The sequence below is a fragment of the Achromobacter sp. RT286_PF genome, assembly GCF_059760425.1.
Window position 1 is genome coordinate 211,155 of sequence record NZ_JCBAMR010000002.1, and the last position, 26,082, is coordinate 237,236.

The 26,082-nt window shown below is 66.1% G+C and carries 12 protein-coding genes and 1 pseudogene; 5 read left to right on the top strand and 8 right to left on the bottom strand.

Annotated features, from left to right (window positions below; all coding sequences use genetic code 11):
• Window positions 1-6 precede the first annotated feature (6 nt).
• Together AC6LJY_RS02825 and AC6LJY_RS02830 are read left to right on the top strand one after the other, a co-directional pair.
• Window positions 7-14,682 (top strand): filamentous hemagglutinin N-terminal domain-containing protein, encoded by a 14,676-nt coding sequence (locus AC6LJY_RS02825; protein WP_498135249.1) that lies wholly within the window; start codon window positions 7-9, stop codon window positions 14,680-14,682.
• A 9-nt stretch (window positions 14,683-14,691) separates the two neighbouring features.
• On the top strand, window positions 14,692-15,450 hold the full coding sequence (locus AC6LJY_RS02830) for a SapC family protein (RefSeq protein WP_498135250.1): 759 nt from the start codon (window positions 14,692-14,694) through the stop codon (window positions 15,448-15,450).
• Between the two features lie 156 nt (window positions 15,451-15,606).
• Here AC6LJY_RS02830 and AC6LJY_RS02835 read toward each other — a convergent pair whose 3' ends face one another.
• Window positions 15,607-16,389 (bottom strand): aldolase, encoded by a 783-nt coding sequence (locus tag AC6LJY_RS02835; protein WP_498135332.1) that lies wholly within the window; start codon window positions 16,387-16,389, stop codon window positions 15,607-15,609.
• Window positions 16,390-16,585: 196 nt separating this feature from the next.
• On the opposite strand from AC6LJY_RS02835, the gene AC6LJY_RS02840 reads away from it, so the two are divergent.
• Window positions 16,586-17,602: a helix-turn-helix domain-containing protein gene (locus AC6LJY_RS02840; RefSeq protein WP_498135251.1), complete on the top strand. Its 1,017-nt coding sequence runs from the start codon at window positions 16,586-16,588 to the stop codon at window positions 17,600-17,602.
• Window positions 17,603-17,617: 15 nt separating this feature from the next.
• Here the strand turns inward: AC6LJY_RS02840 and AC6LJY_RS02845 are convergent, their stop codons facing one another.
• The 5 genes from AC6LJY_RS02845 to AC6LJY_RS02865 all read right to left on the bottom strand — a co-directional run bounded on the left by AC6LJY_RS02845 (window position 17,618) and on the right by AC6LJY_RS02865 (window position 21,587).
• Window positions 17,618-18,931 (bottom strand): MFS transporter, encoded by a 1,314-nt coding sequence (locus tag AC6LJY_RS02845; RefSeq protein WP_046803833.1) that lies wholly within the window; start codon window positions 18,929-18,931, stop codon window positions 17,618-17,620.
• Window positions 18,909-19,577, bottom strand: a complete 669-nt coding sequence (locus AC6LJY_RS02850; RefSeq protein ID WP_314362724.1) for a glutathione S-transferase N-terminal domain-containing protein — start codon at window positions 19,575-19,577, stop codon at window positions 18,909-18,911. The genes AC6LJY_RS02845 and AC6LJY_RS02850 overlap by 23 nt, the downstream gene beginning before the upstream one ends.
• 194 nt (window positions 19,578-19,771) lie before the next feature.
• Entirely contained in the window at window positions 19,772-20,662 is an 891-nt protein-coding gene (locus AC6LJY_RS02855; protein WP_498135252.1) for an NADP-dependent oxidoreductase, read from the bottom strand.
• A gap of 38 nt (window positions 20,663-20,700) precedes the next feature.
• On the bottom strand, window positions 20,701-21,129 hold the full coding sequence (locus AC6LJY_RS02860; RefSeq protein WP_498135253.1) for a nuclear transport factor 2 family protein: 429 nt from the start codon (window positions 21,127-21,129) through the stop codon (window positions 20,701-20,703).
• Window positions 21,130-21,158: 29 nt separating this feature from the next.
• Window positions 21,159-21,587: a DoxX family protein gene (locus AC6LJY_RS02865; protein WP_448705073.1), complete on the bottom strand. Its 429-nt coding sequence runs from the start codon at window positions 21,585-21,587 to the stop codon at window positions 21,159-21,161.
• Between the two features lie 93 nt (window positions 21,588-21,680).
• Between AC6LJY_RS02865 and AC6LJY_RS02870 the strand changes: the two genes are divergently transcribed.
• Window positions 21,681-22,601 (top strand): LysR family transcriptional regulator, encoded by a 921-nt coding sequence (locus AC6LJY_RS02870; RefSeq protein ID WP_485857219.1) that lies wholly within the window; start codon window positions 21,681-21,683, stop codon window positions 22,599-22,601.
• A gap of 193 nt (window positions 22,602-22,794) precedes the next feature.
• Window positions 22,795-23,001: pseudogene (locus tag AC6LJY_RS02875) on the top strand (alpha/beta hydrolase); the annotation flags it as partial.
• Window positions 23,002-23,140: 139 nt separating this feature from the next.
• On the opposite strand, the gene AC6LJY_RS02880 reads toward AC6LJY_RS02875, so the two are convergent.
• Complete coding sequence (locus tag AC6LJY_RS02880) at window positions 23,141-25,123, bottom strand: glycosyltransferase (protein WP_498135254.1); 1,983 nt, start codon at window positions 25,121-25,123, stop codon at window positions 23,141-23,143.
• Window positions 25,098-26,054: a glycosyltransferase family 9 protein gene (locus AC6LJY_RS02885; RefSeq protein ID WP_314362729.1), complete on the bottom strand. Its 957-nt coding sequence runs from the start codon at window positions 26,052-26,054 to the stop codon at window positions 25,098-25,100. Before AC6LJY_RS02885 ends, AC6LJY_RS02880 begins: the two co-directional genes overlap by 26 nt.
• Window positions 26,055-26,082: the final 28 nt, after the last annotated feature.

Consider the following 26,082-nt stretch of genomic DNA (forward strand, 5'->3'; position numbering starts at 1 on the left):
CCGACCATGAATCGCAAATCCCGCAGCCTCGCCCAATCCGCTCGCCGCATGCGCATAAAGAAAGACACCGCCCTGCCCGCGCTCAGCACGCTGGCCGTGCTGATCGGCTCGCTGGCCTCCGGCGGCGCGCACGCCAACCCCACCGGCGGCAACGTCGTGGGCGGCGCCGCCACCATCAATGACCGCGGCAACGGCACGCTGGACATCAACCAGTCCAGCGGCAAGGCGATCATCAACTGGAAAGACTTCAGCATCGGCGCCAACGAAACGGTCAACTTCCGCCAGCCCGGCGGCAAGAGCGTCACGCTGAACCGAGTGGTCGGCAACGACCCGTCGGCCATCTTCGGCAAGCTGAACGCCAACGGCACCGTGATGCTGGTCAACCCGAACGGCGTCGTGTTCGGCAAGGGCGCGCGCATCGACGTGGGCGGCCTGGTCGCCACCACGGCAAACATCAGCGACAAGGACTTCCTGGCCGGCAACTACAAGTTCAACCAGGCATCCACCAAGGCCAATGCCCGGATCGTCAACGAAGGCACGATCACCATCAAGGACAGCGGCCTGGCCGCGCTGGTGGCGCCGTCGGTCAGCAACTCGGGCGTGATCCAGGCCAAGCTGGGCCGCGTGGCGCTGGCGGGCGCGAACACCGTCACGGTGGACTTCCAGGGCGACGGCCTGCTGTCGTTTGACGCCACCTCGACCGTGGGCGAACTGCCCAAGGACGCCAGCGGCAAGCCGGTATCGGCACTGGTCACCAACACCGGCGTCATCCGCGCGGACGGCGGCACGGTGCTGATGACGGCGCGCGCCGTCAAGGGCGTGATCGACAACGTCGTCAATACCGACGGCATCATCAGCGCCCAGTCGGTGGGCACGCAGAACGGCAAGATCGTGCTGTCCGGCGGCGACGCCGGCACCGTCAAGATCGCGGGTACCGTCGACGCCACGGGCGCCGGCGCGGGCCAGCAAGGCGGCAAGGTCGTCGTCACCGGTGAACACGTGGACGTGGCGCGCGGCGCCGCCATCGACGTGTCCGGCGCGGCGGGCGGCGGCGAGATCGCCCTGGGCAGCCTGGGCGTTACCCCGGACGACGGCTCGGCCGCGTTCAGCGGCAAGTCGTCCACCGTCAAGGTGGCGGCGGGCGCCACGCTGAAGGCCGATGCGCGCGTCAACGGCAACGGCGGCAGCGTCACGATGTGGTCCAACGAGGCCACCGCCTTTGCCGGCAGCCTGTCGGCACGCGGCGGCGAGCAAGGCGGCGACGGCGGCTTTGCCGAAGTCTCCAGCAAGAAGAACATCGGCCTGACCGGCTCCGTGGACATGCGCGCGCCCAAGGGCAAGACCGGCCTGTTGCTGATCGACCCGACCGACCTGCGCATCGTCGATTCCGGCAGCGGCTCGGGCGCGCTGGACGGCAGCGCGGGCGACGGCATGCTCAACAGCGGCGACGCCAACGCGGCCAACAACACCGTGTCGCGCGGCCTGTTGGAAAGCCTGGCCGGCACCACCAACATCAAGCTGGAAGCCACCGGGCAGATCACGATTGCGGACATGGCCGCGATCAACCTGAAGACGACCTCGGGCAACAGCTTCACGCTGCGTTCGACGCAAACGGGCGGCATCCGCTTCGAGAATTCGAACACCGAAATCAGCACCCAGGGCGGCGCCATCACGCTGGAAGCGCTGGGCGTGGGCAGCACGCTGAGCAACATCGGCAAGCTGACCAGCCGGGGCGGCGCGATCACGCTGAACGCCACCGGCGACATCAACCTGGCCAACGTCATTGACGCCGGCAGCGGCGCGGCGCTGGTCCGCACCAGCGCGGGCAGCATCCGCAACGTGGGCGGCGCCAACCAGGTGGTGGCGGGCAACACCGTCACCCTGGACGCCAGCGGCGGCAACATCGGCGAGGCCGGCAACGCGGTCAACACCCAGACATCGCGCCTGGCGCTTGCCACCGGCGGCAACCTGTTCGCGGCCAACCGCTCGGTACTGAGCACGCTGGACATCACCAGCCGCCACGCGCAACCGGGCGTCAACAACACGTACCAGCTCACCTCGGCGGGCGGGCTGGATTTCTCGCTGGCAGACAACGGCGGCTATCAGCTGAACTCGGTCGTGCAAGACGGCCTGGGCTTCTCGTTCACCGGCGACCGCACGATCCGCGTGGGCACCGTCTCGTTGGGCTCCGGCACGCTGGCGCTGACGTCCACGGCCGGCGACATCCTGGCCAGCAACATCCCGGGCAGCATGAGCGCCGGCAGCATCGCGCTGAAGGCCAGCGGCAGCAACGGCAACAACGGCGCCATCGGCAGCGCCGGCCAGGCCCTGAACACGCAGACCGCCACGCTGACGGCCGCCAGCGGCGTCGGCGGCGTATACCTGAACAACACCGGCGCGCTGAACCTGCGTTCCGTTGAAACCACCGGCCCGCTGTCCGTGTGGAGCAGCGGCCACCTGACCGTGGGCGCCATCAAGGCGGGCGCATCGACCTCGTTGGCCTCCACCCTGGGCAACATCGTGGACGACGGCGACGACGCCACCACGATCTCGACCAACACGCTGGCCTTGTCGGCGCAGAACGGCGCCATCGGCGCCGCGTCGCGCAGCCTGAAGACCAACGCCGGCAACGTGTCCGCCACGGCGGGTCCGGGCGGCGTGTACCTGGACAGCAGCAACACCAGCCTGACCATCACGCAGGCCCAGGCGGACAACGCCGCCATCGCAATCACCGGCGCGGGCAGCGTGTTGGCCAACAACGTCAGTTCCGGCGGCGGCGCCGTCAACCTGACGGGCAACAGCATTTCCGCCGGCCAGGTCAGCGCGGGTTCGGGCAACGTCACGCTGACCGCGCGGGCCGGCAACATCACGGGCACGTCGGCATCGCTCATCACCGGCAACGTCGTCACCCTGCTGGCGCCGGCATCGAACAGCAGCTACACCGTGGGCACGACGGGGACCTACCTGCGCACGGCCGCGGGTGAACTGCACGCCACGGGCGGCAGCATCTACATCAACCAGGCCCAGGGTTCCGTGCTGCTGGATGACCTGAAAGCCTACAACGGCATTTCCGTCATCGGCGTGGCGGACCTGACCGCGAACAAGGTGGACGCCGGCCTGGGCACCCTGTGGCTGAACGCCCAGGGCGGCAACATCCTGCGCGCCAATGCCAACAGCGAACTGCTGGGCAACGCCATCAACCTGCAAGCGCAGCAGCACATCGGCACGGCGGGCGACCACATCAAGACGGCCACGACCAGCCTGACGCTGGGCAGCGGCGGCGACATCTACGTCGACAACCCGGGCAAGACGCTGACCTACCTGGCCGTCAGCAACACCCACGCCGACCCGCTGCGCAAGAACGTCCTGCAAGTCTCCGCGCCCTTCCTCGCGTTCGACGTCAACGACGATGTGGGCAATGCGTATGAATTGAAGCAGGTCTATAGCTCGTTGCTGAACCAGTTCGTGTTCAGCGGCGACCAGACCCTGAAGCTGGGCAACATCCGCGCCGGCAGCGGCGTCACGCTGACGTCCACCCAGGGCAGCATCCTGGATGACGGCATCGCGGACACGCGCGTCACCGCCAGCTCGGTCAGCCTGACCGCCGCCCAGGACATCGGCACCAACGCCGATTTCGTCTCGGTCAACGCGCCGCTGCTGTCGCTGGACACGCGCGGCAACCTCTACGCGACCAACATCGCCGACCTGAACAGCTTGACGGTGACCGCTCGCCACAAGGGGCCGGACGATCACTACGTGCTGGACGTGCGCGCCCCGTCGCTGCTGTTCAACATTACCGACGATGCCACCGGCCACACCATCCACCAGGTGCGCGACAGCAACTCGGTGACCTTCAACTTCGCCAGCGACCGCGACATCACGGTGGGCAGCATCGACGCCGGCTACAGCGGCGCCATCACGCTGAACACCACCGGCTCCATTGCCGACGACGGCAACAAGAACACCCAACTGCTGGCCAATCTGGTGAGCCTGTCGGCCGGCCGCGCCATCGGCGCCACCGGCACCGGCTATCTGGACATCCTGACCAGCAGCCTGTACGGCTCGGCCGGCAATGGCGGCTTCTACGTCCAGTTGCCCAAGCCCACGGGTTCGAGCAACACCACCGGCGTCATCACGCTGAACAACATCACGGCCACCGACGCGGTGCGGATCGACGCGCGCCAGGGCGACCTGCTGGTGTCCGGCACGGTGCGCAGCGCAAACGGCGACGTCACGATCAACGCGGCCAACGGCTCCATCCTGGGCAACGGCTCGGGCAATGTGTACGCGGGCGGTGGCGATATCTCGTTGACCGCAACCGGCTCCATCGGCGGCAACTACGGCGGCGGCGTGCGCTATGTGGGCGTGGGCGGACCCAGCCAGGTCAACGTCCTGGCCAACGCAGGCGGCGACCTCTATCTGAACGGCACCTACGGCAACATCAAGCTGGCCTCGGTAACGGCAGGCGGGCAGCTTGGCTACACGCAAGGGAACGGCACGACTCTGATCGGCAACGTGCAGGCCGCCGGCCCCGCGTCGCTGGCCAACAGCGCGGGTTCCATCCTTGACGATGGCGACGCCGCCACGAAGATCCAGGCCAGCAGCATCGCGCTGTCGGCCGCCGGATCGCTGGGCGCGGCCGGCGCCGCGCTGACCTTGCAGGCCCCGGACGTCAGCCTGACCAGCGGTGGCGACATCACCGTCAACAACGAGACCGGGCTGACGCGCCTGGCCGTCACGCGCAATGGCTACGTCTATGGCTCGTACGCGATCACCGCACCGAACCTGTCGGCCTTCACGCTGACGGACGACGCCAACGGCATCCACCTGAAGGACATCGCCAGTTCCTCCGACCTGGATTTCGGGTTCACGGCCAACGGCAAGAACCTGTGGGTTGGCAACATCGATGCCGGCGCGGGCGGCAAGGTCAGCCTGATCGCGGGCGGCAACATCGCCAACGACGACCTGGCCAACCCCGGCACGATCCGCGCGGCGAATGTCGCGTTGACGGCGGGCGCCAGCAGCTCGATCGGCTCGTCGGCCACGGGCGGCACGCTGGCCCTGGCCGGCACGTCCGCGTTGAGCCTGTCGGCGGGCATCGACTTCTTTGTCGCCAGCGACACCGTGCTGCGCAGCCTGGCGATCAACAGCCAGCGCGCGTCCGGCGCCACCAGCACCATCGCCATCGGCGGCGGCGCGGGCCAGACCATCCGCATCACCGACGACGGCACCACGCAGTACCTGGAACAGATCACGGGCGGGCTGACGGACTTCAGCTTCAGCGGCCGCAAGAACATCCAGGTGGGCGCCATTACCGCCAGCAACCTGGTCAGCCTGACCACGGCCTATGGCGGCGTCAATTCCAGCATCACCAGTGACGCCGGCTCCGGCCGCATCACGGCGGGCACGGTCAAGCTGTCGGCCACCGGCAGCGACAGCTACACCGCGCGCGATGCAAACACCGGGGCCATCGGCGCCGCCGGCCGCGCGCTGCGCACCACGACCGCCAACCTGGCAATTACCAACAACGGCGACATCTTCCTGAACAACGGGAACCAGGCGCTAAGCAGCATCGACCTGAACCTGAGCCGCCGCGATGCGGGCAGCACCACCAACTTCGACACCAACGCCTATGCCTTCAGCGGGCTGGGCGGCCAGACGCTGTCGATCGCGGGTGGCACCAGCCTGACGATCGCGGCAGACATGAACGGCGCCGCACTGGCCGTCAACGCCGATTCCGCCATTGCCACCGGCACGATCAATACCGGCGCCGCGGGTTCCGTGACGCTGACCTCGCGCTACGCCAACACGTCGTTCCTGCCAACCATCAGCCGCAGCTCGGGCGTGATTACCGGCAACAACGTCAGCCTGAACGCGCTGGGCACGAACGGCAGCGTCGCCGCTTCGACCAGCGCGAACAATCTGTCGATCGCGTCGGCGGGCAACGTGTCCGTCTCCAACGACAAGCAGCTGACGTCGCTGTCGCTGACCGCGAACCACGCCAGCTCGAGCGGCTCGCAGAACAATTCGTACAGCATCTCGGCCACCGGCCTGACGTTCTCGCTGAGCGATTCGACCGGCACCTCGGGGCTGACGCTTAGCAACGTTTCCACCGCAGGCAACCTGGCGCTGTCGATCTCGTCCGACCGCGCGCTGACCGTCAACAATGTGGCCACCGGCGCGGGCGGCTCGGTCACGCTGGGCAGCAACAGCAACATCTACGGCAACAGCAGCAGCGCCAGCAGCCCCAACATCACCACGGGCGCGCTGACGCTCAATGCCAGCTCGGTCACGGGTACGTACAACACCAACCAGCCGCTGTACGTCAGCGTGGACAAGCTGTCCTCGAACCTGCGCGGCAGCCTGTGGATCTCGAACAACAAGACCCTGACCCTGGGCAACAACAACGTCGCCAGCTCCGCGCAGGTGAACGTCACCAACGGGTCGATTCTTCAAGGCGCGGGCAGCAGCTTCGTCGCCCCCTCGCTGACGTTGACCGCCACGCAGTCCATCGGCGCCGCCGGCAATGCGGTGCAGGCCGACACGCGGCAACTGACCACGCAGACCGGCAAGGATCTGTACCTGAACAACGCGTCGAACCTGTTCAGCCTGAACGTCACGGCCAATCACGCCAACCCGTCGGCGGACAACGTGGTGCAGGTCGCGGCGCAGGGCCTGACGTTCAACGTCACGGACACCGGCGGCTACAACCTGTTTGACGTGCGCGACACCACCGGCCTGAACTTCTCGTTCTCCGGCGACCGCACGGTGTACATCGGCAACATCGACACCGGCCCCGCGCATGCCGTCAGCCTGGCCGCCAACGGCGCGGGCAGCAACTTGCTCAACCTGTCGCCCGCCTCGCACGTGACGGGCGATTCGGTGTCGCTCTTTGCCACCGGCCAGATCGGCTCGGGTCCGGCCGACAAGATCAACACCACCACCAGCGAGCTCTACCTGACGAGCGGCAGCCACGTCTACGTGAACAACGACGTCGACCTGGCCAGCCTGTCGTTGTATGCAACGGGTGTCGCGCCTTCGACCTACGACGTCACGTCGAACGAATTGCTGTTCGATGTGGTGCATGACGGCCGCCTGCAAGTCAACAATGTCCGCGACAACACCGGCCTGAACCTGATGCTGTCCAGCAACGTTGGGCAGGACATCGGCATCATCGACACGCAGTCCACCGGCACGGTGCGCCTGTCCAGCAACAACAGCATCCTGGGCAGCGCCGATGACAGCCAGCGCATCACGGCCGCCCAGGTTTCGCTGACCACGCAGGGCTCGGGCGCCATCGGCGGCACGGGCCGCGAGATCAATCTGTCGGCCCCGCTGCTGAACATCCAGAACGCCGGCGACGTCTATATCGATTCCAACCAGCACATCGATGCGTTGTCGCTGTATTCGACGGGCAGCGGCGCGCGTTCCTACAGCATCAATTCCCCGACGCGCGACGGCCAGGGCAACATCGGCTTTACCGCCACCGACGGCGGCAGCGGCAGCACGGCCGGCCTGGTGCTGGGCAACATCACGGACGCGGGCGGCCTGAACCTGACCGTCAGCAGCGACCGCAACGTCACCGTGGGCACCATCAACGTCGGCTACGACAACGTCTCGCTGACCTCGCGCAATGCGTCGCTGCTTGGCGATGGCGATGCCAACACCAAGATCGATGCCGCGTCGCTGAACCTGACCGCCAACGCCGCCATCGGCGCAAGCGGCGTTGGCAACGCCATCGACACCCGCGTCAGCACGCTGAGCGGCCGCGCCGTCGGCGGCGGGGCGTTCATTACGGTGGAAGGCAACACCAGCCTGCCCAGCCTGACCTCGACCGGCGCCAGCTCGGTCAGCAACACCGTCGGCGACATCGAGCTGGGCTCGGTCAACACCAACGGCAACAGCTTCACCGTCAACAACTCGGGCGGCTCGATCCTGAGCGGCACGATCAGCAACGCCACCACCGTCACCCTGACGGCCAATGGCTCGATCGGCAACAAGAGCGCCATCCGCACCACCAACCTGAGCTCGGGCGGCACGACGATCGTCAACCTTAGCGCCACCAAGACGGCCACGGCGGACGGCAGCATCGCGCTGATCGAAACCTATGGCCTGCAGGCCGCCTCGGTCACCGGCGACGGCAGCATCACGCTGACCGCCGATACCGCCCGCGGCGGCCGCGACCTGGTGGTGGGCAACATCAGCACCAGCAATGGCGCGGTCGCGTTGTCGACCAGCACGGGCAACATCGTCGGCGCAAACAACAGCAACCGCATCACCGGCAACAGCGTCACGCTGACGGCCGACTACGGCTCGTCGCGCAGCATTGGCTCGGGCAACGCCAATCGCATCCATCTGGACACGCCGTCGCTGACGCTGAACACCCCGGGCAGCATCTACGTCGACAACCTGGCTGACCTGACCGACCTGACCATCAACCGCAACAACGCGCAGGGCAACCAGTACGGCAGCTACGGGTTCCTGACCATCGACGCCCAGAACCTGACGTTCAGCGGGGCCGACACCAGCAACAACACCGCGCTGACCATCGTTCGTGACACCACCGGCCTGAACTTCACGTACCAGGCCATCGGCTCGATCACGCTGAACGACATCGACGTCACGGCCAATGGGTCGGTCAACCTGTCGACCAACCCCTACTACTACACCGGCGGCTCCATCCAGGGCATGACCGGCACGTCGAAGATCACGGCGGGCAACCTGACGTTGTCCACCGGGTCGGGCGACACGCCCAACGCAATTGGCTCGTCCACCCGCGCCCTGAACACGCAGGTCAAGAACATCGCGGCCACGGCCTCGGGCGGCATCTGGTTGAACCAGGCGGGCTCGATCAACCTGGGCAACCTCAACGCAGGCGAAGACCTGTCCGTCACGACGACCACGGGCGACATCCTGGTCGGCTCCGTTCGCTACGGCAGCAACAAGACGCTGACGCTGAATGCGCAGAACGGCAGCATCCTGGACGGCGGCGGCGCCATCTCCGGCTCGGGCACCGGCGCCATCACGCTGACCGCCAAGAACGGCATCGGCACCACCGACGCGGCGATCAAGATCGCGGCCTTGAACAACGCCGTGTCCGCCAGCGTCACCGGCGCCGGTTCGCTGTACCTGGACAGCGTCGGCAGCATGCAAGGCGGCCTGAGCACCTCGGTGGCCAACGGCGAAACGCGCATCACGTCGTCGGGCAGCCTGTTCCTGACCAGCATGACGTCGGGCACGGACGCAGCGGGCAACGGCATTTCGGTGAAGGCGACGGCGGGCAGCATCTTCGTCAAGAACGTGCAGGCCGGCGCCACCCAAGGCCAGGTCACGCTGAACGCCGAGAACGGCGCCATCCTGGCCGACGTGGGCGGCGCCAATATCAAGGCGTACGGCGTCGCGTTGAACGCGCGCAGCGGCATCGGCGTCGACACCGCCAACGGCCGCATCAACGCCAGCGGCCAGCGCGTCGAAGCGACCACGCTGGGTGGCATGTATCTGGCGGCGGACAACAACGCCGTGTACTCGTACCTGTCGGGCGGCACCATCGACATCGCGGCGGCCGGCAACCTGCAAATCGCCAACGCCGTCGCCAGCAACGGCAGCGGCACGATCAAGATCGTGGGCAACGGCACCAACAGCCAACTGGTGGCGGGCAACATCGACGCGGGCACGGGCACGGTCAACATCGACTACAGCAAGACCGGCAGCACCATCGTTGACGACCGCGAGGAATCCACGCGCATCATCGGCAACTCGGTCACGCTGAAGGCCGGCGCGGGCATCGGCGGCGCCGAAGGCTCGGCCGACAACGTGCAGACGACCGCCGCCTTCATCAACGCGGAAGTCACCGGCAACGGCTCGATCTTCCTGGACGACAACCGCGCGGCCGGCACCACGCTGAACGCCATCGCTACGCAGAACGGCGCCATCGGCATCACCACCGCCGGCCCCACGCTGGTGAATAGCGCCGTCACCAAGACCAACTCGGCAACCAACGACATTTCGATTGCCACGTCCAACGGCGACCTGTTGATCAACACGATCGACGCCTTGGCCTTGGGCGACGTCACCCTGAAGGCGGCCGGATCCATCCTGGGCGCGATTCCCGGCAACCTGGTCTTCGGCAACAGCCTGACGGCCACGGCGGGCGGCAGCATCGGCACGGTGGGTAACCTGGCGACCGGCCTGGGCGGCATCGCGCTGCGCACCAACGTTGCGTCGCTGGGCGACCTGACCACGGGCGCCGACGGCGCGGTCATCGCGCTGAACAACGTGGGCACGCGCGCTTTGACGCTGAACGGCGACGTGACACAAACGGGCGACAACAGCTCGGTCTACCTCCGTTCGTCGGGCGACCTGGACGCGCGTTCGGGCCTGTCCAATACCGCCGACAACGTGCTGCTGTCCTCGAACGGCACGCTGACGGTGGCAGGCACGGGCGTGCAGGCCAACGACACCATCACCCTGGTGGGCCTGCAAGACGTGGTGGCAGCGGGCGCCACGCCGCGCAACATCATCGCGCGCGGCGATACGCTGAACGTCACCAGTGGCGCGGCGGGCGGCAACACGGCGCTGACCACTGAAGTGGCCAACGCCAACGTCAACCTGACCGGCGTCACCACGCCGGCCAACCTGACGCTGAACAATACCGGCGCGCTGACCGCCTCGTTGTCCACCGCCAACGGCAACATCACCGCCAACGCCACCGGCACGCTGGACGTGTCGGCCACGGCCGCCGGCAACAACCGCGGCATCGACCTGAGCTCGCAGCATGGCGACGTGGTGGTCGGTACCATCAACGCTGGCGCTGCGAACGGCACGGTCGTGCTGGCCGCCGCCGAAGGCTCGTTGGTGGCCCTGGGCAGCAACGTCACGACCAACAGCCTGGACCTGACCAGCAAGAACGGCATCGGCGACAGCAACGCCGCCTTCACCACGTCGGCGCGCTATCTGAAGGCCAACGTGCTGGGCGCCGGCGACATCGTCGTCGAGGCCACCGGCCCGCTGACGCTGGGCAACATTGCGACGGCGGACGGCAGCATCCAGATCGCCGCCGACGGCGACCTGATCAGCAGCGTTGGCCTGACCGCCGGCAATCACGGCGACGTGTTGCTGGGGTCGTCCTCGGGCAACGTCGGCATCAACCACGCCATCACCAACAGCCAGGTCAACAACCTGACGGTGATCGCCGCGCAGATCGGCACGGCAGCCGTCGACACCGCCGGCGCGCAAACCTACAACGGTAGCGTCACGCTTGGCGGCGACCTGACCGGCGCGTCCATCGACATCTCGGGCAACGCCACGCTGACGGGCGGCAAGCGCACGCTGACCGCCAACGGCGACGGCGGAAATGTCAACATCTCGGGCGCGCTGAACGGTGGCAACCAGAAAGCGGTGATCGTCGCCAACGACGGCAACGTCACGCTGGGCGGCAACGCCGTCAACCTGGCCGGCCTGAGCATCGACGGCGCCAACATCAGCCTGCAAAACGTCGCGACCAGCGGGGCCCAGCAGTACAACGGCGACACCACGCTGCGCGGCCTGTACACCACCGGCAACGGCGCTTTCGGCGTCGATGGCGACACCGTGTTGGCTGGCGGCGTCAACGTGTACACGGGCAACGGCGCGGTTACGTTCACGGGCGACGTCTCGGGCGCGAACGCGCTGACCGTTCTGACGGCCGGCGCCACCACCTACGGCGGCGCGGTCAACACCGCATCGCTGAACCAGGTCGGCACCGGCGTCACTGCGCTTAACGGCGGCAGCGTCACAACGACCGGCATGCAGTCCTACAGCGCCGCTGTGGTGCTGGGCGCCGACACGACGTTGAGCGGCAGCAGCGTCACGCTGGCCGATGGCGTAGACGGCGCGTACGCGCTGACTGTGGACGGCCCGGCCACGCTGGCCGGCGCCATCGGCGCCAACACCAAGCTGGCCAGCCTGACCGTCAACGGCCCCGCCACGCTGACCACCGGCAGCATCGCCACCACCGGCAGCCAGCACTACCAGAACGACGTCACGCTGGGCAGCGACCAGTCGCTGTCCACCACCACCGGCAACGTCGCGTTCGACGGCGCGCTGATCGGCGGCCGCAACGTCGTGATCAACTCCACAGCGGCGGGCGACATCAGCTTTAACGCCGTGGGCACCGCGGGACAACGCCTGGGCAACCTGACGGCCAACACCGCCGGCGCGACTACGTTCAACGGCGCGGTATACGCCGCGTCCGCGCAGACGGACGCCCCCGGCACGGTCGCGATCAACGGCGGCCTGGTCGACACGACGGGCACGCAAACCTTCCGCGAACGGGTCTCACTGGGCGCGGATACGGTGTTGAAGGGCAGCAGCGTCAACCTCTTGGGTGGCGGCAACGGCAAGCACGACCTGACCATCGACGGCGACGCCGTGTTCAAGGGCGCGTTCGGTGCGCAGGACGCGCTGGCGAGTCTGACGGTGAACGGTACGTCAAGCCTGGACGGCAGCATCGGCACGACCGGCAAGCAGTCGTACAACGGCGAGGTCACGCTTGACGGCGACGTTGCGTTGACGACCCAAGGCGGCAGCATCACGTTCAACGACAAGGTCGCCAGCAGCCAGGGCGACGGGCACGATCTGGCGCTGTCGGCCGGTGCGGGCAGTGTCACGTTTACGGACGCCGTGGGCGACGACGCGGGTGGGCGACTGGGTGACATCACCATCGCCAGCCAGGGTGCGACCGCGCTGAACGGCGCGGTGTACGCGGCGTCGGTCACGTCGGACGTAGGCGGCACAATCGGCATCAACGGCGGGCTGGTCGACACGACCGGTGCGCAGTCCTACGGCGAACGCGTGGTGCTGGGCGGTGACACCGTCCTGAAGGGCAGCACGGTGGGCCTGTTGGGCGGCGCCGACGGCTCGCATGAGCTGACCATTGACGGCGACGCCGTGCTGAAGGGTCCGATCGGTGCACAGAATGCGCTGGCCGGCCTGACGGTGAACGGCAAGTCCACGCTGGGCCAAGGCAGCATCGCGACCACGGGCGACCAGTCGTACCAAGGCGCGGTCACGCTGGGCGGCGACGTTACCGTGGCCAGCCGCGACGGCGACATTCGCTTCAACGACGCCGTTGACGGCGGGCACGACATGACTGTGTCGGCCGACAAGGGCAACGTCGAGTTTGCAGGCCCGGTCGGCCAAGGTTCGCGCCTGGGCAACCTGACGATCAATGCGTCGGGCGACACCGTTCTGGACGGCCCGGTCCGCACCGCGTCGCTGCAAACCAGCGGCAACGGCGACCTGCTGATCAACGGCGGTTCGGTCGACACCACGGGTTCGCAGCAGTATGGCCAGCACGTGATCCTGTCCGGCGTGGACACCACGCTGACCGGCACCAACGTGCAACTGAAGGCCGGCGTGGACGGCACCGAGTCGGGCCAGCAAGGCCTGATCATTGCCGGCAACGCCGACATCCAGGGCGACATCGGCGCGACGACGCCGCTGCGCGGCCTGGCGATCGAAGGCACCACCACGATGGGCCCGGGCAAGGTCGTCACGACCGGCGACCAGGTCTACACCGGCGCGGTGACGTTGACCGGCGACCGCGACCTGACCAGCACCACGGGTTCGGTCGTGCTGGGCAGCAAGCTGGACGGCAACGGCAACAACCTGGCCATCAACGCGGGCAAGAACGTGCAGGTGGCGGGCGACGCCACCGGCCTGGGCTCGCTGACGCTGCGCGCCGTGGACACCATCGTGTTCAACGGCGACGTCAGCGCCTACCGCGTGCAGCAGCTGGAAGCCAAGTCCGCCAGCTACAACGGCAACGTGCGCGCCTCGGGTCCTGACGGCATCGACATCAAGGGCGGCAAGGTCGCGTTCGGCAAGGACGTCACCGCCGACACGGGTCCGATCCGCATCACCAACACCGACCCGACCGGCACGACGACGTTCGCCGCCGGCTCGACGGTGAAAGCCGCCACGGGCTTCACGCAAACCGGCGGCGCCGGGCTGACGCTGCCCGCGCAACTGCTGGTGACCCAAGGCCCCATCAACCTGGGCGCACCCGCCACGCTGCAAGGCGCGAATGCCACCATTAGCACCAACGGCGACATCACCGCGGTTGGCCTGATGGGCCCGCAAACGGCGTTGACGCTGGCCGCCGGCCCGTTGGGCGCGCTGCGCATCGGCCTGAACGACGCCGATCTCAGCCACAAGCTGAACGTGGCCTCGTTGACCGTTCCGACCGCCGGTTCAGCCGACGTGTGGGGCACGGTGGGTGGCAAGACGGGCGCCGTGGCGGCCGCTTCCATCAAGAGCTCGCTGGTGGGCTCGCCTTATTACCTGAACGGCACCACGTGGGGTCCGACGGGCGTCATCGACCGCCTGTCCGCCATCACCGCGCCGCAGCCGGTCATCCCGACCACGCCTACCGCGTCATCTTTGTTCCGTGGTACGGTCCCGTCTGATAGTTTCGGCCCGGACCCGTTGGGCGCCTACGCCGATCCGCAGGTGCTGAAAGTGGCCTCGGCCACCTTCAACTGGCAACTGCCTTCCGGCGACAACGCCATGCTGAACGTTCCGAACGGCAACACGTCGGTACTGCAAGCCCCAGCCGCCAATCCGCAACAACCCGTCGCCGAAGGCAGCCCGTCTTCCGACGACGAGCGTCGCGACAACGACGCGCAATCCCGCACTCTTTGATTCGACACCATGACTACGCAGACTTCGCTTCCCCTGTTCTACGAACAACCCCGTCCCCTGGCTGCCGGCGTGCACGCCAACCTGTCGCTGGCCGGCAACACGGGCTTTGCCTATGCCGCCACCACCAACGCCGTGCCGTTGGTGGCCACCGAGCTGCCGACCGCCTGCCGCCACTTTCCCATCGTCTTCACTGACGGCGATCAGCCCACGCCCGTCGCGGTGCTGGGCGTGCGCGGCCAGGAAAACCTGTTCGTCGACGCCGACGGCCAATGGCGCGCCGGCACCTACATCCCGGCTTACGTGCGCCGCTATCCCTTCATCTTCATGGAGAACGAAGACCGCAGCCAGTTCACGCTGTGCGTCGACGAGAAGGCCGCCTCGGTGGTCGAAGGCCGCGACAATCCGTTCTTCGACGAAGCCGGTGAGCCCACCGACCTGGCCCGCAGCGCGCTGGAATTCTGCCGCGACTACCAGAACCAGCACGCCTACACGATGGAGTTCGCGCAGGCCCTGGCCGCCGCCGATCTGCTCATCGAGAACCGCGCCGACATCACCCTGCCCGATGGCCAGCGCCTGGCCATGTCCGGCTTCAAGGTGATCGACGAAGCCAAGTTCAACAAGCTGCCGGACGACGAGTTCCTGCGCTGGCGCGCCAATGGCTGGCTGCCGCTGGTGTACTGCCATCTGCTGTCGATCAACACCTGGCCCGCGCTGATTAACCAAGTGCAGCCGACGGCTGCGGTTGAGGAAGGCGCCGCCGACGCGTAAGCAGTGTCGTGGTGGATCAAAAAGGCCGGCCCGCTCTTTGCGGCCGGCCTTTTTTGTTTTGAGGCGGCCCTTTGGTCTGGGGCCGTTTCGCTGCGGTCTTGTTGCGGTCTTGTTGCGGTCTCGTTGCGGTCTTGTTGCGGTCTTGTTGCCTTTCGCCTAGGGCTTTGCGTATGCCTGCGCAATGCCCTGCCGTTCGATACGACGCGCAAACATGGCAAAGCTGGCTCGCACGATGCTGGGCTTGAGCAGAAAGTCGTGCGACTCGGCCGCCAGTGCATCGTCCACCGGCTTCACCTCGCCGTAGGCGGCAGCGGCCAGCAATTGATTACGCGCGGCGCGCTCGATCAGCACCGACAGATACAGGGTTTCTTCCACAGAAGCGGTGGCCGCCAGGAACCCGTGGTTGGCCAACAGCACGCAGCGCTTTTTGCCCAAGGCGGCGGAAATGATTTCGCCCTCCTGGTCGGCGATCGGCAAGCCCGGCCATTCCTTCAGATGTGCACAGTCGTTGTGAAACGGCGTCGCGTCCATGTGCGACACCACCAGCGGGCGCCCGGTCATGGCCAGGGTCGACACATAAGGCGGGTGGGTATGCACGATGCAGCGCACATCCGGCCGGTTGCGATAGACCCAAAAATGAAACCGCACGGCGGGATTGGGCGTGCCCTCTCCTTCCAGCACGTCCATGTCGTCGTTGATGCGAATCACCGTGTCGGGCCGGATCTCGTCGAAGGCCTGGGCCAGCGCCGTCGTGTAGTAGGAGCCGTCATCGTTCTTCACGGTGATCTGCCCTGCCAGCGTCTCCGAGTGCCCTTCCCTTGCCAGGATGCGGCAGCTTAGGGCGATTTTTTCCCGCACGTTCCAGTTGCCAAAATCCAGCTTGTCGGCCGAGCGCTTGAAAAACGCGTCGGACTGCATTGCCTTGTCATCCACACTCATCTCCTGAAGCCTTGCCGGGTGGCACACCCTTGCCATTACATCCGGCAGCGGTTTTCCGGGCCTTGCCCCCAACTGCACAGGGCTTGTCCTAGAGTGCCAGGGCCTAGGGTAAACGGCAGGTGCGTGCGCGATCAGCGTCGATACAATGATTTCGCGGGCGCTTGGCCCGCCCAGAAAGTCGGGTTCATCCATCGACATGCAAGCCGTCCCTTCGCTTCCGCCTGCCGCTTCCCAGCAAGAGCCGGACCTGAATTTCGCCCCCCGTTTTCGTCCCTTTTACGAGGCCGAACTGTCCGGCTATCAGGCGCGGCTGAACAAGCTGGTGCTGCCGGGAGACTTCCTGCCGCTGACCCTGCAACCGCGTCTGCATTTGCAGGCATGCCGCCTGCGCGCGGGCGGCCTGGCCGTGAACCTGGAATCCACGCCCATGACGGTGCAGCACCGGGCCGAACACGCGGCCGATGCGCTGCGGGCGGAATTCCTGGCCAGCTTCATCATCGAGGGACACGGCACCATCAGCCAGAACGGCGCGAGCCTGCCCGTGGAAACGGGCGACATCATTTTTCGTACCACCGCCCTGCCTTCCGAAGTGCGCATGCTGACGGACTCCAGGCTGGTCGTGATCAAGGGGTCCTTGCTGAACCTGCTGGGCATGCACTTGCAGGATATCTCGCAGTTCACGGCGCAACGCGCGGCATCGACGCTGCCGATGGTGCGCACGGCCCACCACTGCCTCGGGCATGTTTTTTTTGAGCAGCCCGACGCCGCCAGCCCCACGTCCAGCATGTTTGCGGAACAGGCGCTGATCTCTTTGCTGGCGGCCATCTACACCAGCCAGGCGCTGGAGCAATTGCCGACCACCGAGCGCGGCCCCATCGAAAGCTGGCAGGCGATTACCAGCTACGTGGATACGCACATCACCGACAACGACTTGTCCGTGGCGGCGGTGGCGCGCGCGCTGCGCGCTTCCAGCCGCTGGGTGCATCGCTTGTTCCAGATGCGCGGCATCCAGTATGGCCAGTACGTGCGCGAGCGCCGGCTGCAACTGGCCCGCAGCGCACTGGAAGATCCGTGCAGGGCGCATGTCCCCGTCAAGGACATTGCGCTGGCCTGTGGGTTTCAGGACGCCAGCCACTTCAGCCGATGCTTTCAGCAACGCTTCGGCAGCCCGCCGAACAAATATCGTGCGGCGGCGCTGGCGCGGGATCAGTAATCGGCCGGCTGAAGATCAGGGCGCGGAGCGTGCCCGGGTGGTGGGCTTCATCAAGAACGCCGACGTGCCCGCAACGACGCCCAGCACCGCCAGGTACGCGCCCACGGGCACGATGCTATCGAACCGAGCCACCAACATTGCCGACACCATCGGCGCCAGGCCACCCCCGATTGCGGCGGAAAACTGCACGCCGATCGACAGGCCCGAGTAACGCAGCTCTGGCGGAAACTGGGCCGCGTAAAGGCTGGACTGAGGCGCAATCATCATGGCGTAGTTCAGGGCCATGGCGACGAACGCGGCCACGCTGTAAGCAAACAGCGAGCCGCTGCCCACGGCCATGAAAATCGGCACTGCCATCACGGCCAGCAACAGCCCACCCCATCCGCAAACGCGTCTTGCGCCGAAGCGGTCGCCCAACATGCCGAAGACGGGAATGGTGAACGTCATCACCGCCGCGCCGTAAAGCAGCGCTTGCAGCGCGTCTGATCGGCTAAAGCCCAGCGTGGATACCGCATACGACACGGAGAACACGAGGAAGGTGTAGATCAACGTCACTTCGGCCAGCTTGCATCCCACGCACAGCAACAACGCCTTGCCATGCTTGCCCAGCAATTCGGCCACGGGCAGTTTTACCTGCGTCTGCTCGGCCTTGACGCGGGCGAAATCCGGCGACTCGTCGATGCCACGGCGTATCAATATCCCCACCACGATCAACACCGCACTGGCCAGGAACGGCAGCCGCCAGCCCCACGCCAGAAAGTCTTCTTCAGGCAGCCGCGTGACCAGGGCGAAGGCGCCCACCGACAGCAGGATGCCCAGCGGCGACCCCACTAAAGGCAGGCTGCCAAACAAGCCCTTCCATCGCGGTGGCGCGTGTTCCACCGCCATCAGCATGGCACCGCCCAGTTCGCCACCAAACGACAGGCCTTGCCCGATGCGTAGCGCCACCAGCAAGATCGGCGCCCACACGCCAATTTGCTCGTAGGTGGGCAACAGCCCGATCAGCACCGTACAGATGCCCATCATGAGCAGGCTAAGCGTCAGCATGGACTTGCGCCCGATGCGGTCCCCGAAGTGCCCGAACAGGATCCCGCCGATGGGCCGCGCCAGCATGCCGCTGGCAAAGGCGGCAAACGCCGCCAGCGTGCCGGTCAAGGGGTCGAACTGCGGGAAGAAGAGCTTATTGAAAACCAGTGCGGCGGCGGTGCCGTACGCCAGAAAATCAAACGCTTCAACGGCTGTGCCCACTACCGTGGCCACAGAGATTCGAAGCAGGTTCGGCTTTTTTCCAGCCCCTACGTTCACGTCAGGTCGAGAGATCGCTTCCATGTTTTTCCCCAGTGTGTTTTGTGTTGGTGTGTTGTGGCGCGACGTAACCCGGCAGTTCTTCGATGCGCCGGCGCCAAGCCGACAGGGCGGGATAGCCGTCCAGATCGATGCCGGCCTCTTCTGCCAATGCCAGATAGCCATAACAGGCGATGTCCGCGACGCTGCGTACGGTCGCCAGCCAAGGGCTGACGCCAAGGCGCTTTTCCAGCTGGTGCAACAGCCGATCCGTTCGCTGCTCCAGCCCCTGCACATCAAGCAGCGCTTCACTGACGCCCAGGTGATGCGCGGCCTCGGCATGGCTGACCACCTTGGTCAGCCGCAACGGCTGCAAGCTGTTGGCAATTTCGTTGGCCGACACCGACAGCCACGCGTGCATCTGCGCGCTATGAGGAAGCGGCGCCAGCCACTGCGGGGCGTGCTTCTGCGCCAGGTACATCAGGATGGCGTGGCTGTCCCAAACGGCCAGACCCTCGTCATCGATCGCCGGGACCTGCCTCCACGCGCTGATGCGTTCGAACGCCTCGGTCTGGTTCTTGCGCGCCAGCACATCCATGAACTCACGCCGATAGGGCAATGCGATCAACGCCAGGAAGAGGCGCACCTTGTAGCAATTGCCGGATCGGGGATGGTCGTAGAGCGTAATCATGGGGAGCGGGGCCGGATGCCTGTCAGATAGCCTGCACGGGGAGATGCAGGGAATCTTAGGGGCGCCCGCTCGGGGGGAATTGACAAGACGCGCACGGCGATTGACCGGAAGCGACAGGCGTTGGCGGTCGGAAGCCGGCAACGGGACGCTTGCCGACCTGCCGCTGCCGACAAGCGCCTTCGCACCCCGTCGCGTCAAGCCGACATATCAAGAATGACCTTCCCGCGCACGTGGCCGCCCATGCTGCGTTCGAGGGCACGGTTTGCCTCCGCCAGGGGAAAGGCCGAATCCAGATGGGCGTGCAGACCACCGGATGCGTATAGCGCCGCCAGATCCGTCAACAGCTGCCCGTCGGAGCGGGTTGTGAAGTGCTTTCCGGTTGCCCCCGCCGGGATGTCGGCATGGTCGGTGTCCGGCCGGCTGACCGTCGACACCAGGGTGCCTCCCTGCTTCAGTACCGACCACGAACGCGCCTGCGTGCTTGCGCCGACCAGATCAATCACAAGATCAACCTTGGGCACCTGCTGGGAAAAGTCGCCTGCCCGATAGTCGATGAATTGCGTGGCGCCAAGTTCAAGAACATAGTCGCGGTTGCTGGCCGACGCGGTGCCGATCACCTGCGCGCCCGCCAGGCTGGCCAACTGAACCGCTGCGCTTCCCACCCCTCCGGCCGCCGCATGAATCAAGACCGACTGGCCCGATTGCAGCGCGCCGTGTTCGTGTAGCGCCTGCCAGGCCGTAAGCGTTGCCGCGGGCATGGCGGCCGCCTGGGCAAAACTCAGCCCCGCCGGCTTTCGCGCCAGCCGGGCCGCATCGACGACTACCCTGCTTGCGTAGGCGCCAACGATGCCGATGAAGCCCATTACCTCGTCCCCCGGCGCCAACGTAGTGACATTACGTCCGACGGCGACGACGGTACCGGCGGCATCGACGCCCGGGGTGAACGGCAGCGCCAGCTTGATGAACGCCTGCATCGAGCCGCTGACGATTTTCCAGTCAATCGGGTTTACCGCCGCCGTGGCGACGTCGATCAAAACTTCGTTTTCGCCGGGGACGGGATCGTCCACTTCGGCCAGGGTCAGCATGTCGGGGGTGCCGTAGGCAAACACACGGATGGCTTTCATCAGATGCTCCTTGAAGGAACGCCCACAATCGGGGCATCGAAGGCCAACGCGGCCTTCACCGGATCGAAGTACTCACGCAGCCGGGCAATACGCCCGTCGCGCACGGTCAAAAACACCACGTACTCTTGTTGATAGTGCCGTCCCGTCGCCGCAACCTTGCCTTCCGCCTGCACTCGGACGACGGCATGGTGCGCGTCGTCGGTGGCGACGATCTGGGTATCGAAGAAGCGGAAGTCGCTCACCGCGTCCACGAACCAACCCGCGTGGCGCAGGACGGCATCGCGGCCCTCAAGTTGCAACGGGTGGCCCAGGCTGGGCGCATAGGGCAGGTCCCACACGATGTCGTCATGAATCAGTGTCTGCCACGTCGGGTTGTCGTCAACCAGCAATTGCAGGTGTTGCCGTAGCAGTTCTGTCGCGATGGTCATGATGGTTTCCTTTGTTCCGGTGGATGCGATCAGGCCAGCGCGCGCTTGGCTTGCGCACGGCGGTTGTCCACGCTGAAGCCGCCTGCGCCGAATGCCACGACCTGTAGCAGGCCGCCTGCCATGGCCAGGTTCTTCAGGAAATGAAACATCTGGTTCTGGTCGGCCAACGCATGGTGGAAGATCAGCGCGGTCACCAGGGCGTAAACGGCCAACAGCAGGGCGGTCGGCCGCGTGCGGTAACCGACTATCAGCAACAGAGAGCCACCCAATTCCAGCGCCGCGGCGGCCACCAGGCCCAGCTCCGGACTGGGCAGCCCCAGCGACCCGATATAGGCCAAGGTGGCGCCGGGGTCCATCAGCTTGCCGATACCGCTAAGCAGGAAGATTGCCGCGATGAAAGCGCGGCCGATAGCCGGGATGGCTGGGTGGGCATTGAGGTTCGAGGTCATGTGAATCATCCTTTCCAAAGAGTTGATGTCCGCAGAATAGAGACTTGACAGGTATCCACATAGCCTATATTTCTAGATGCAATCCATCTACTTCATCGATATATGCTCGACGCCGTTTCGTTAGACCAGTTGCGCACTTTCATTGCCGCCGCTGACGAAGGAAGCTTCTCAGCCGCGGGCCGCAAACTCAGGCGTGCCCAGTCGGTGGTCAGCCACACGCTGGCGAATCTTGAAAACCAGCTTGGCGTGCGTCTCTTTGACCGCAATGGCCGCTATCCCCGCCTGACCGAAGAGGGCGCCGCGCTGTTGGCGCAAGCGCGCCTGGTGGTCGGCGGCATGGACGGGTTCAAATCCAAAGCCCGCGCGATTGCCGAGGGGCTGGAAGCTGAACTGTCGGTGGTGGTGGACGTCATGTACCCCATGGCATCGTTGACGGACACCGTTGGCGCTTTCCGCCAAGCGTTTCCGCACACGCCGCTGCGGCTGTATGTCGAAGCCCTGGGCGCCGTCGTGCAACCGGTGCTGGAACAGGCTTGCCGGCTTGGCATCAGCGGTTCGATGCCGGCGGTGCCGGATCTGCTCGACGCAGAAAAGCTGTTGGACGTGCCCATGTTGACGGTGGCCGCACCGTCACACCCGCTGGCGTCGCATCAGGGTCTTATCCGCACGCGCGACCTGGAGGAACACGTGCAACTGGTGCTGACAGACCGCACCACGCTGACCGAAGGCGCGACATTCGGCGTGCTTTCGCCCCAGATCTGGCGGCTTGCCGATCTTGGCGCCAAGCACGCGTTCTTGCGTGCCGGCTTCGGATGGGGCCACATGCCCACGGAAATGGTGCAGTCGGACCTGGAGGCCGGCGCGCTGGTCAAGTTGCGCATCGAGGCTTTTCAACCGCGCACCCCGCCCATCGCCATGTTCGCGATCTACCGGAAAGACACGCCACCGGGGCCGGCGGGCAGATGGTTCCTGAAGCGGCTGAAGGGGCCACCGGAAGAGACGGCGCACGCGCTGGGTCGGTAGATAAGGGAAATACCGCCTGTTTTGCATCGCTGTATCCGTCTGCCGGGACGGTACATTGCGACACCCGACACCATCGCGCAGTCCCTATAAATCGTTCGCAGCCCGTCCAAACCCGCGAACTTTTTCAGGAGCTTTCACGATGACCAAACCCACTGACCCGCAGCGCCGCCGCCTGCTCGCCACCACATCGACACTGGCCGCCGCTCCGAAGATCACCGTACCCACGATCACGCTGGAAGGGGACGCCAGCGGTGCCCCGCACCCGCCACCCGCCGCCTACGCCAAGCAGTTCACGGGCAAATACCAGCACCGCACGATCACCGGCGGTATCGGTCACAACCTGCCGCAAGAGGCGCCGCGGGCGTTCGCCGACGCGGCGCTACAGGTGGCGGGGCGTTGACGGGAATCGGCGCCGACGGGCTGGCCGAACCTGCACACGTTTGCAGAGCGTCACACCGTGATTCATTGCCTGGGCTTTGCAGCATCGAGGACGCAAAGTGATCGGTCGTCGCGCTGCAATGGCCTTGCCATCCCGCCCGTCACGCCACATTGACGGCCTCCTGACCCGCCGGCGTTTCCACGATGTCGTTGACGAACGCCGCTACCCGCGCGGTCACGTCGTTGCGTTCGAGGGCAAGCGGGGTCATTGCGTTGCGGTTGTCGTCCAGCAAATGCAGGGACACGTTTGCGTTGCAGGCGCGCTTCACAATGTCGAAGGCGTTCGAGACCGAGGCGATGTCATCGTTGCGCGCGTGCAAAACGAGGCACGGGGCGCGCAATATATGCATCCGTCGCCATACCGACACCGCGAGTTTTCGCGCCTGGGCCAGCGACCACCAGGGGATGCGGGGCAGCGACGTGTCGCGGTTCGCAATCACGCGATGGCGACCGATGCGCAGAGTATGCAAAAGCGTATGCAAAAGCGGCAACAGCAAGCCCAGCCTCGCGTAGCGCCGCAAGCCTGGGCCGTCGTGACGGAACACGGGGGATAGCGCCAGTACGCCGGCCACGTGCAGCGGGCGTTCCTGCGCCAGGGCCAGGGCCAGCATGGCGCCGACCGCCTGTCCGCCCACCACCAGGTGGTCGACGCGGCTTGCCAGCAGGTCGGCACCGCGCCGCACGCTTGCAAGCCAATCCAGCCAGCTTGTGCGCACCAGTTCATCCAGCGTGCCGCAATGACCGGCCAGCTTGACAGCCAGCACGGTGTAGCCGCGACGGTGCAACCCCAGCGCCAGCGCACGCATGTCTTCCGGTGTGCCCGCCAGGCCATGAACCAGCAGGATGCCCGTGCGGCCGCGCGCGCCTGTGCCGGTCAACAAATAGTCGTGCGCCTGTACCTCCAACGGTTCGATATAGGCCGGGACGGCGCACACGGCTGACGGCGAACGGTAAGCACCCGCGCGCAAGCCCGGCTCCATGGCGCGGCGGTACGCGTCCAGCGTGTGGAACATCTTTTCGCTCAGCCGGAAATTCGTCTCGGCGTATGTCCGGGCGCGGGTCACGACCGCCTGCGCATCGCAGGCGTTGCGTCGGATTTGCAGGATGCGGTCGACATAGCCCGCGATGTCACCCGGCGCGGCCAGCCAGCCGGTCTGGCCGGGCACGACAATTTCGGGCAGGCCGCCGACGTCGCTGGCGACAACGGGCCGGCCCATGGCGTAAGCCTCGGGCACCACGCGCGACCAGGCTTCCGCTGCCGAGGGCACCAGCACCACGTCCGCCGCCCGGATCATGTCGGGCACATCGGTGCGGTGTCCGGCGAACACCGCGTGGTCCGAGATGCCCAGCTCTATCGCCAAACGGTAAAGCTCGTACGCATAGGCGCGGGTGGCGGCGGTGGGCATGCCCACGACGAGAGCCACGGCAGGCACGCCCAGCGCGCGCAGTCGATGCACCACACGCAGCAGATCGGCCTGGCCTTTTTCCGGACGCAACATGCCCACGGTGGCAATGACGTATGCCTCGTCCGGGGCCGGCATCTCCAGGCCTCGGCGAATGCGCAATGACGCGTCCGCGTCCTCGGCCTGGCGGAAGAACTCGTCGCCCGCCCATTCACCCACGACACTGATGCGGTCGTCGCGAAACAGCCGCGCCGCCAGCAGTTCCTGCTTGCCCACGTTGCTGGTGGCGATGACGTGATCGCAGCCGAAGCGCCATTCCAGCCGCCGGCGTGGCGACGTGCGCATGGGTTTGGCGAAATGCCGGGTTCGAACCACCGCGCACAGGTCGCGGCACAGCGCGGCGGCTTTACCGTCGGCGCGACTGTGGCTGTCGATTACCTGGATATTCAATGCCTTCACCGCGCGGCGCAATGCCAGCACGGTCGACGGCGTGTACGCCGGCTTGAAGTCGATGTCCACGGTTGTCAGGTTGCGCTCGCGCGCCGCGCCACTGACGGCGCTACCCGAGGGTGCTGCGATAGCTACGTCGTAGCCATGCCTTTGCAGCCAACTTGCCTGTTCCAACGTGCGAAATTCCAGCCCGCCAAGACTGGGTTCAGCCAGCGTGTGCAGGATGCGCATGATGCTCCAGTACATTGCGGCAGGCAGCCAGGACCTCGTCGGGCGTGATGGCGTTGATGCCGTCCTGAGGGCGGCGCGGCACCACAGCGGCCGAGCCGGGCCGCTGCCAGAACCACTCAGGATTCGTTTCGTTGAAAATGCCCACGTAGGGCACACAGGCGCCTTGCGCGATATGCGAGGGCCCGCAGTCGTTGGCGACCACCAGGCGCGCGTGCAGCATGATGGCGCTTAGCTCTGGAATCGAGCGGCAATACGCAACCGCAAATTCCGGCCGCTGCATCGCCTGCAAGGCGTCTCGCTCAGCGGCCTCTTGCTGGCCCAGCACGAAGAGGAAGCGGGCGCCCTCGCCCATCACGCGCTTCAGGCCGTCTGCCAACTGCACATAGTTGGCCAGGCTCCATCGCTTGAACGCGCCCGAACCGCCGCCGGGAATCATCACCACATCGGCACTTTGCGCGGTGCGCAAATGCGAGCCCGCCAGCGCTTCAAAACAGGCGCGCGGCACGCGCTCAACGTCAAAGGGACGATAGGAAGCCAGCATGTTCAAGTTGGCCTGCCCGATATATTCGGCGATGTTCTTGCGGTGCCAATGCGTCCACACGATGTCGGTCAGCCGTCCGTGGCGAAAGCCCAGGCGGATGGGCGGCAAGCGCAGCAGATTGACCAGGCCGAAACGTTCGCTGCTGTGATGCAGGCTGACGGATACCTGCGTCTCTTTTTTCAGGCAGCGCAGATAGCCGCCAAGTGTCGAGGTGCGCACGAATTCATCCACCCACGGCAGCGCCTGGTAGAACGCGCCCACATCGTCACGCGCAACCACGCTGATTCGTCGAGACGGCCACCATTCTTTCAGCTGATATAGCGTTGGCATGGCAACGATCTGGTCGCCCAGCTTTTGCTGGCTTCTGACATACACCACGATTTCCGACATCGGCGTCCTCCATGCTTGTCAAAGCGGC

Coding starts and splice junctions, on each gene's coding strand:
- AC6LJY_RS02825 (WP_498135249.1), top strand. CDS start 7: ATGAATCGCAAATCCCGCAGCCTCGCCCAATCCGCTCGCCGCATGCGC.
- AC6LJY_RS02830 (WP_498135250.1), top strand. CDS start 14,692: ATGACTACGCAGACTTCGCTTCCCCTGTTCTACGAACAACCCCGTCCC.
- AC6LJY_RS02870 (WP_485857219.1), top strand. CDS start 21,681: ATGCTCGACGCCGTTTCGTTAGACCAGTTGCGCACTTTCATTGCCGCC.
- AC6LJY_RS02850 (WP_314362724.1), bottom strand. CDS start 19,577: ATGATTACGCTCTACGACCATCCCCGATCCGGCAATTGCTACAAGGTG.
- AC6LJY_RS02855 (WP_498135252.1), bottom strand. CDS start 20,662: ATGCTGACCCTGGCCGAAGTGGACGATCCCGTCCCCGGCGAAAACGAA.
- AC6LJY_RS02880 (WP_498135254.1), bottom strand. CDS start 25,123: ATGCGCATCCTGCACACGCTGGCTGAACCCAGTCTTGGCGGGCTGGAA.
- AC6LJY_RS02860 (WP_498135253.1), bottom strand. CDS start 21,129: ATGACCATCGCGACAGAACTGCTACGGCAACACCTGCAATTGCTGGTT.
- AC6LJY_RS02865 (WP_448705073.1), bottom strand. CDS start 21,587: ATGATTCACATGACCTCGAACCTCAATGCCCACCCAGCCATCCCGGCT.
- AC6LJY_RS02845 (WP_046803833.1), bottom strand. CDS start 18,931: ATGGAAGCGATCTCTCGACCTGACGTGAACGTAGGGGCTGGAAAAAAG.
- AC6LJY_RS02835 (WP_498135332.1), bottom strand. CDS start 16,389: ATGAGTGTGGATGACAAGGCAATGCAGTCCGACGCGTTTTTCAAGCGC.
- AC6LJY_RS02885 (WP_314362729.1), bottom strand. CDS start 26,054: ATGTCGGAAATCGTGGTGTATGTCAGAAGCCAGCAAAAGCTGGGCGAC.
- AC6LJY_RS02840 (WP_498135251.1), top strand. CDS start 16,586: ATGCAAGCCGTCCCTTCGCTTCCGCCTGCCGCTTCCCAGCAAGAGCCG.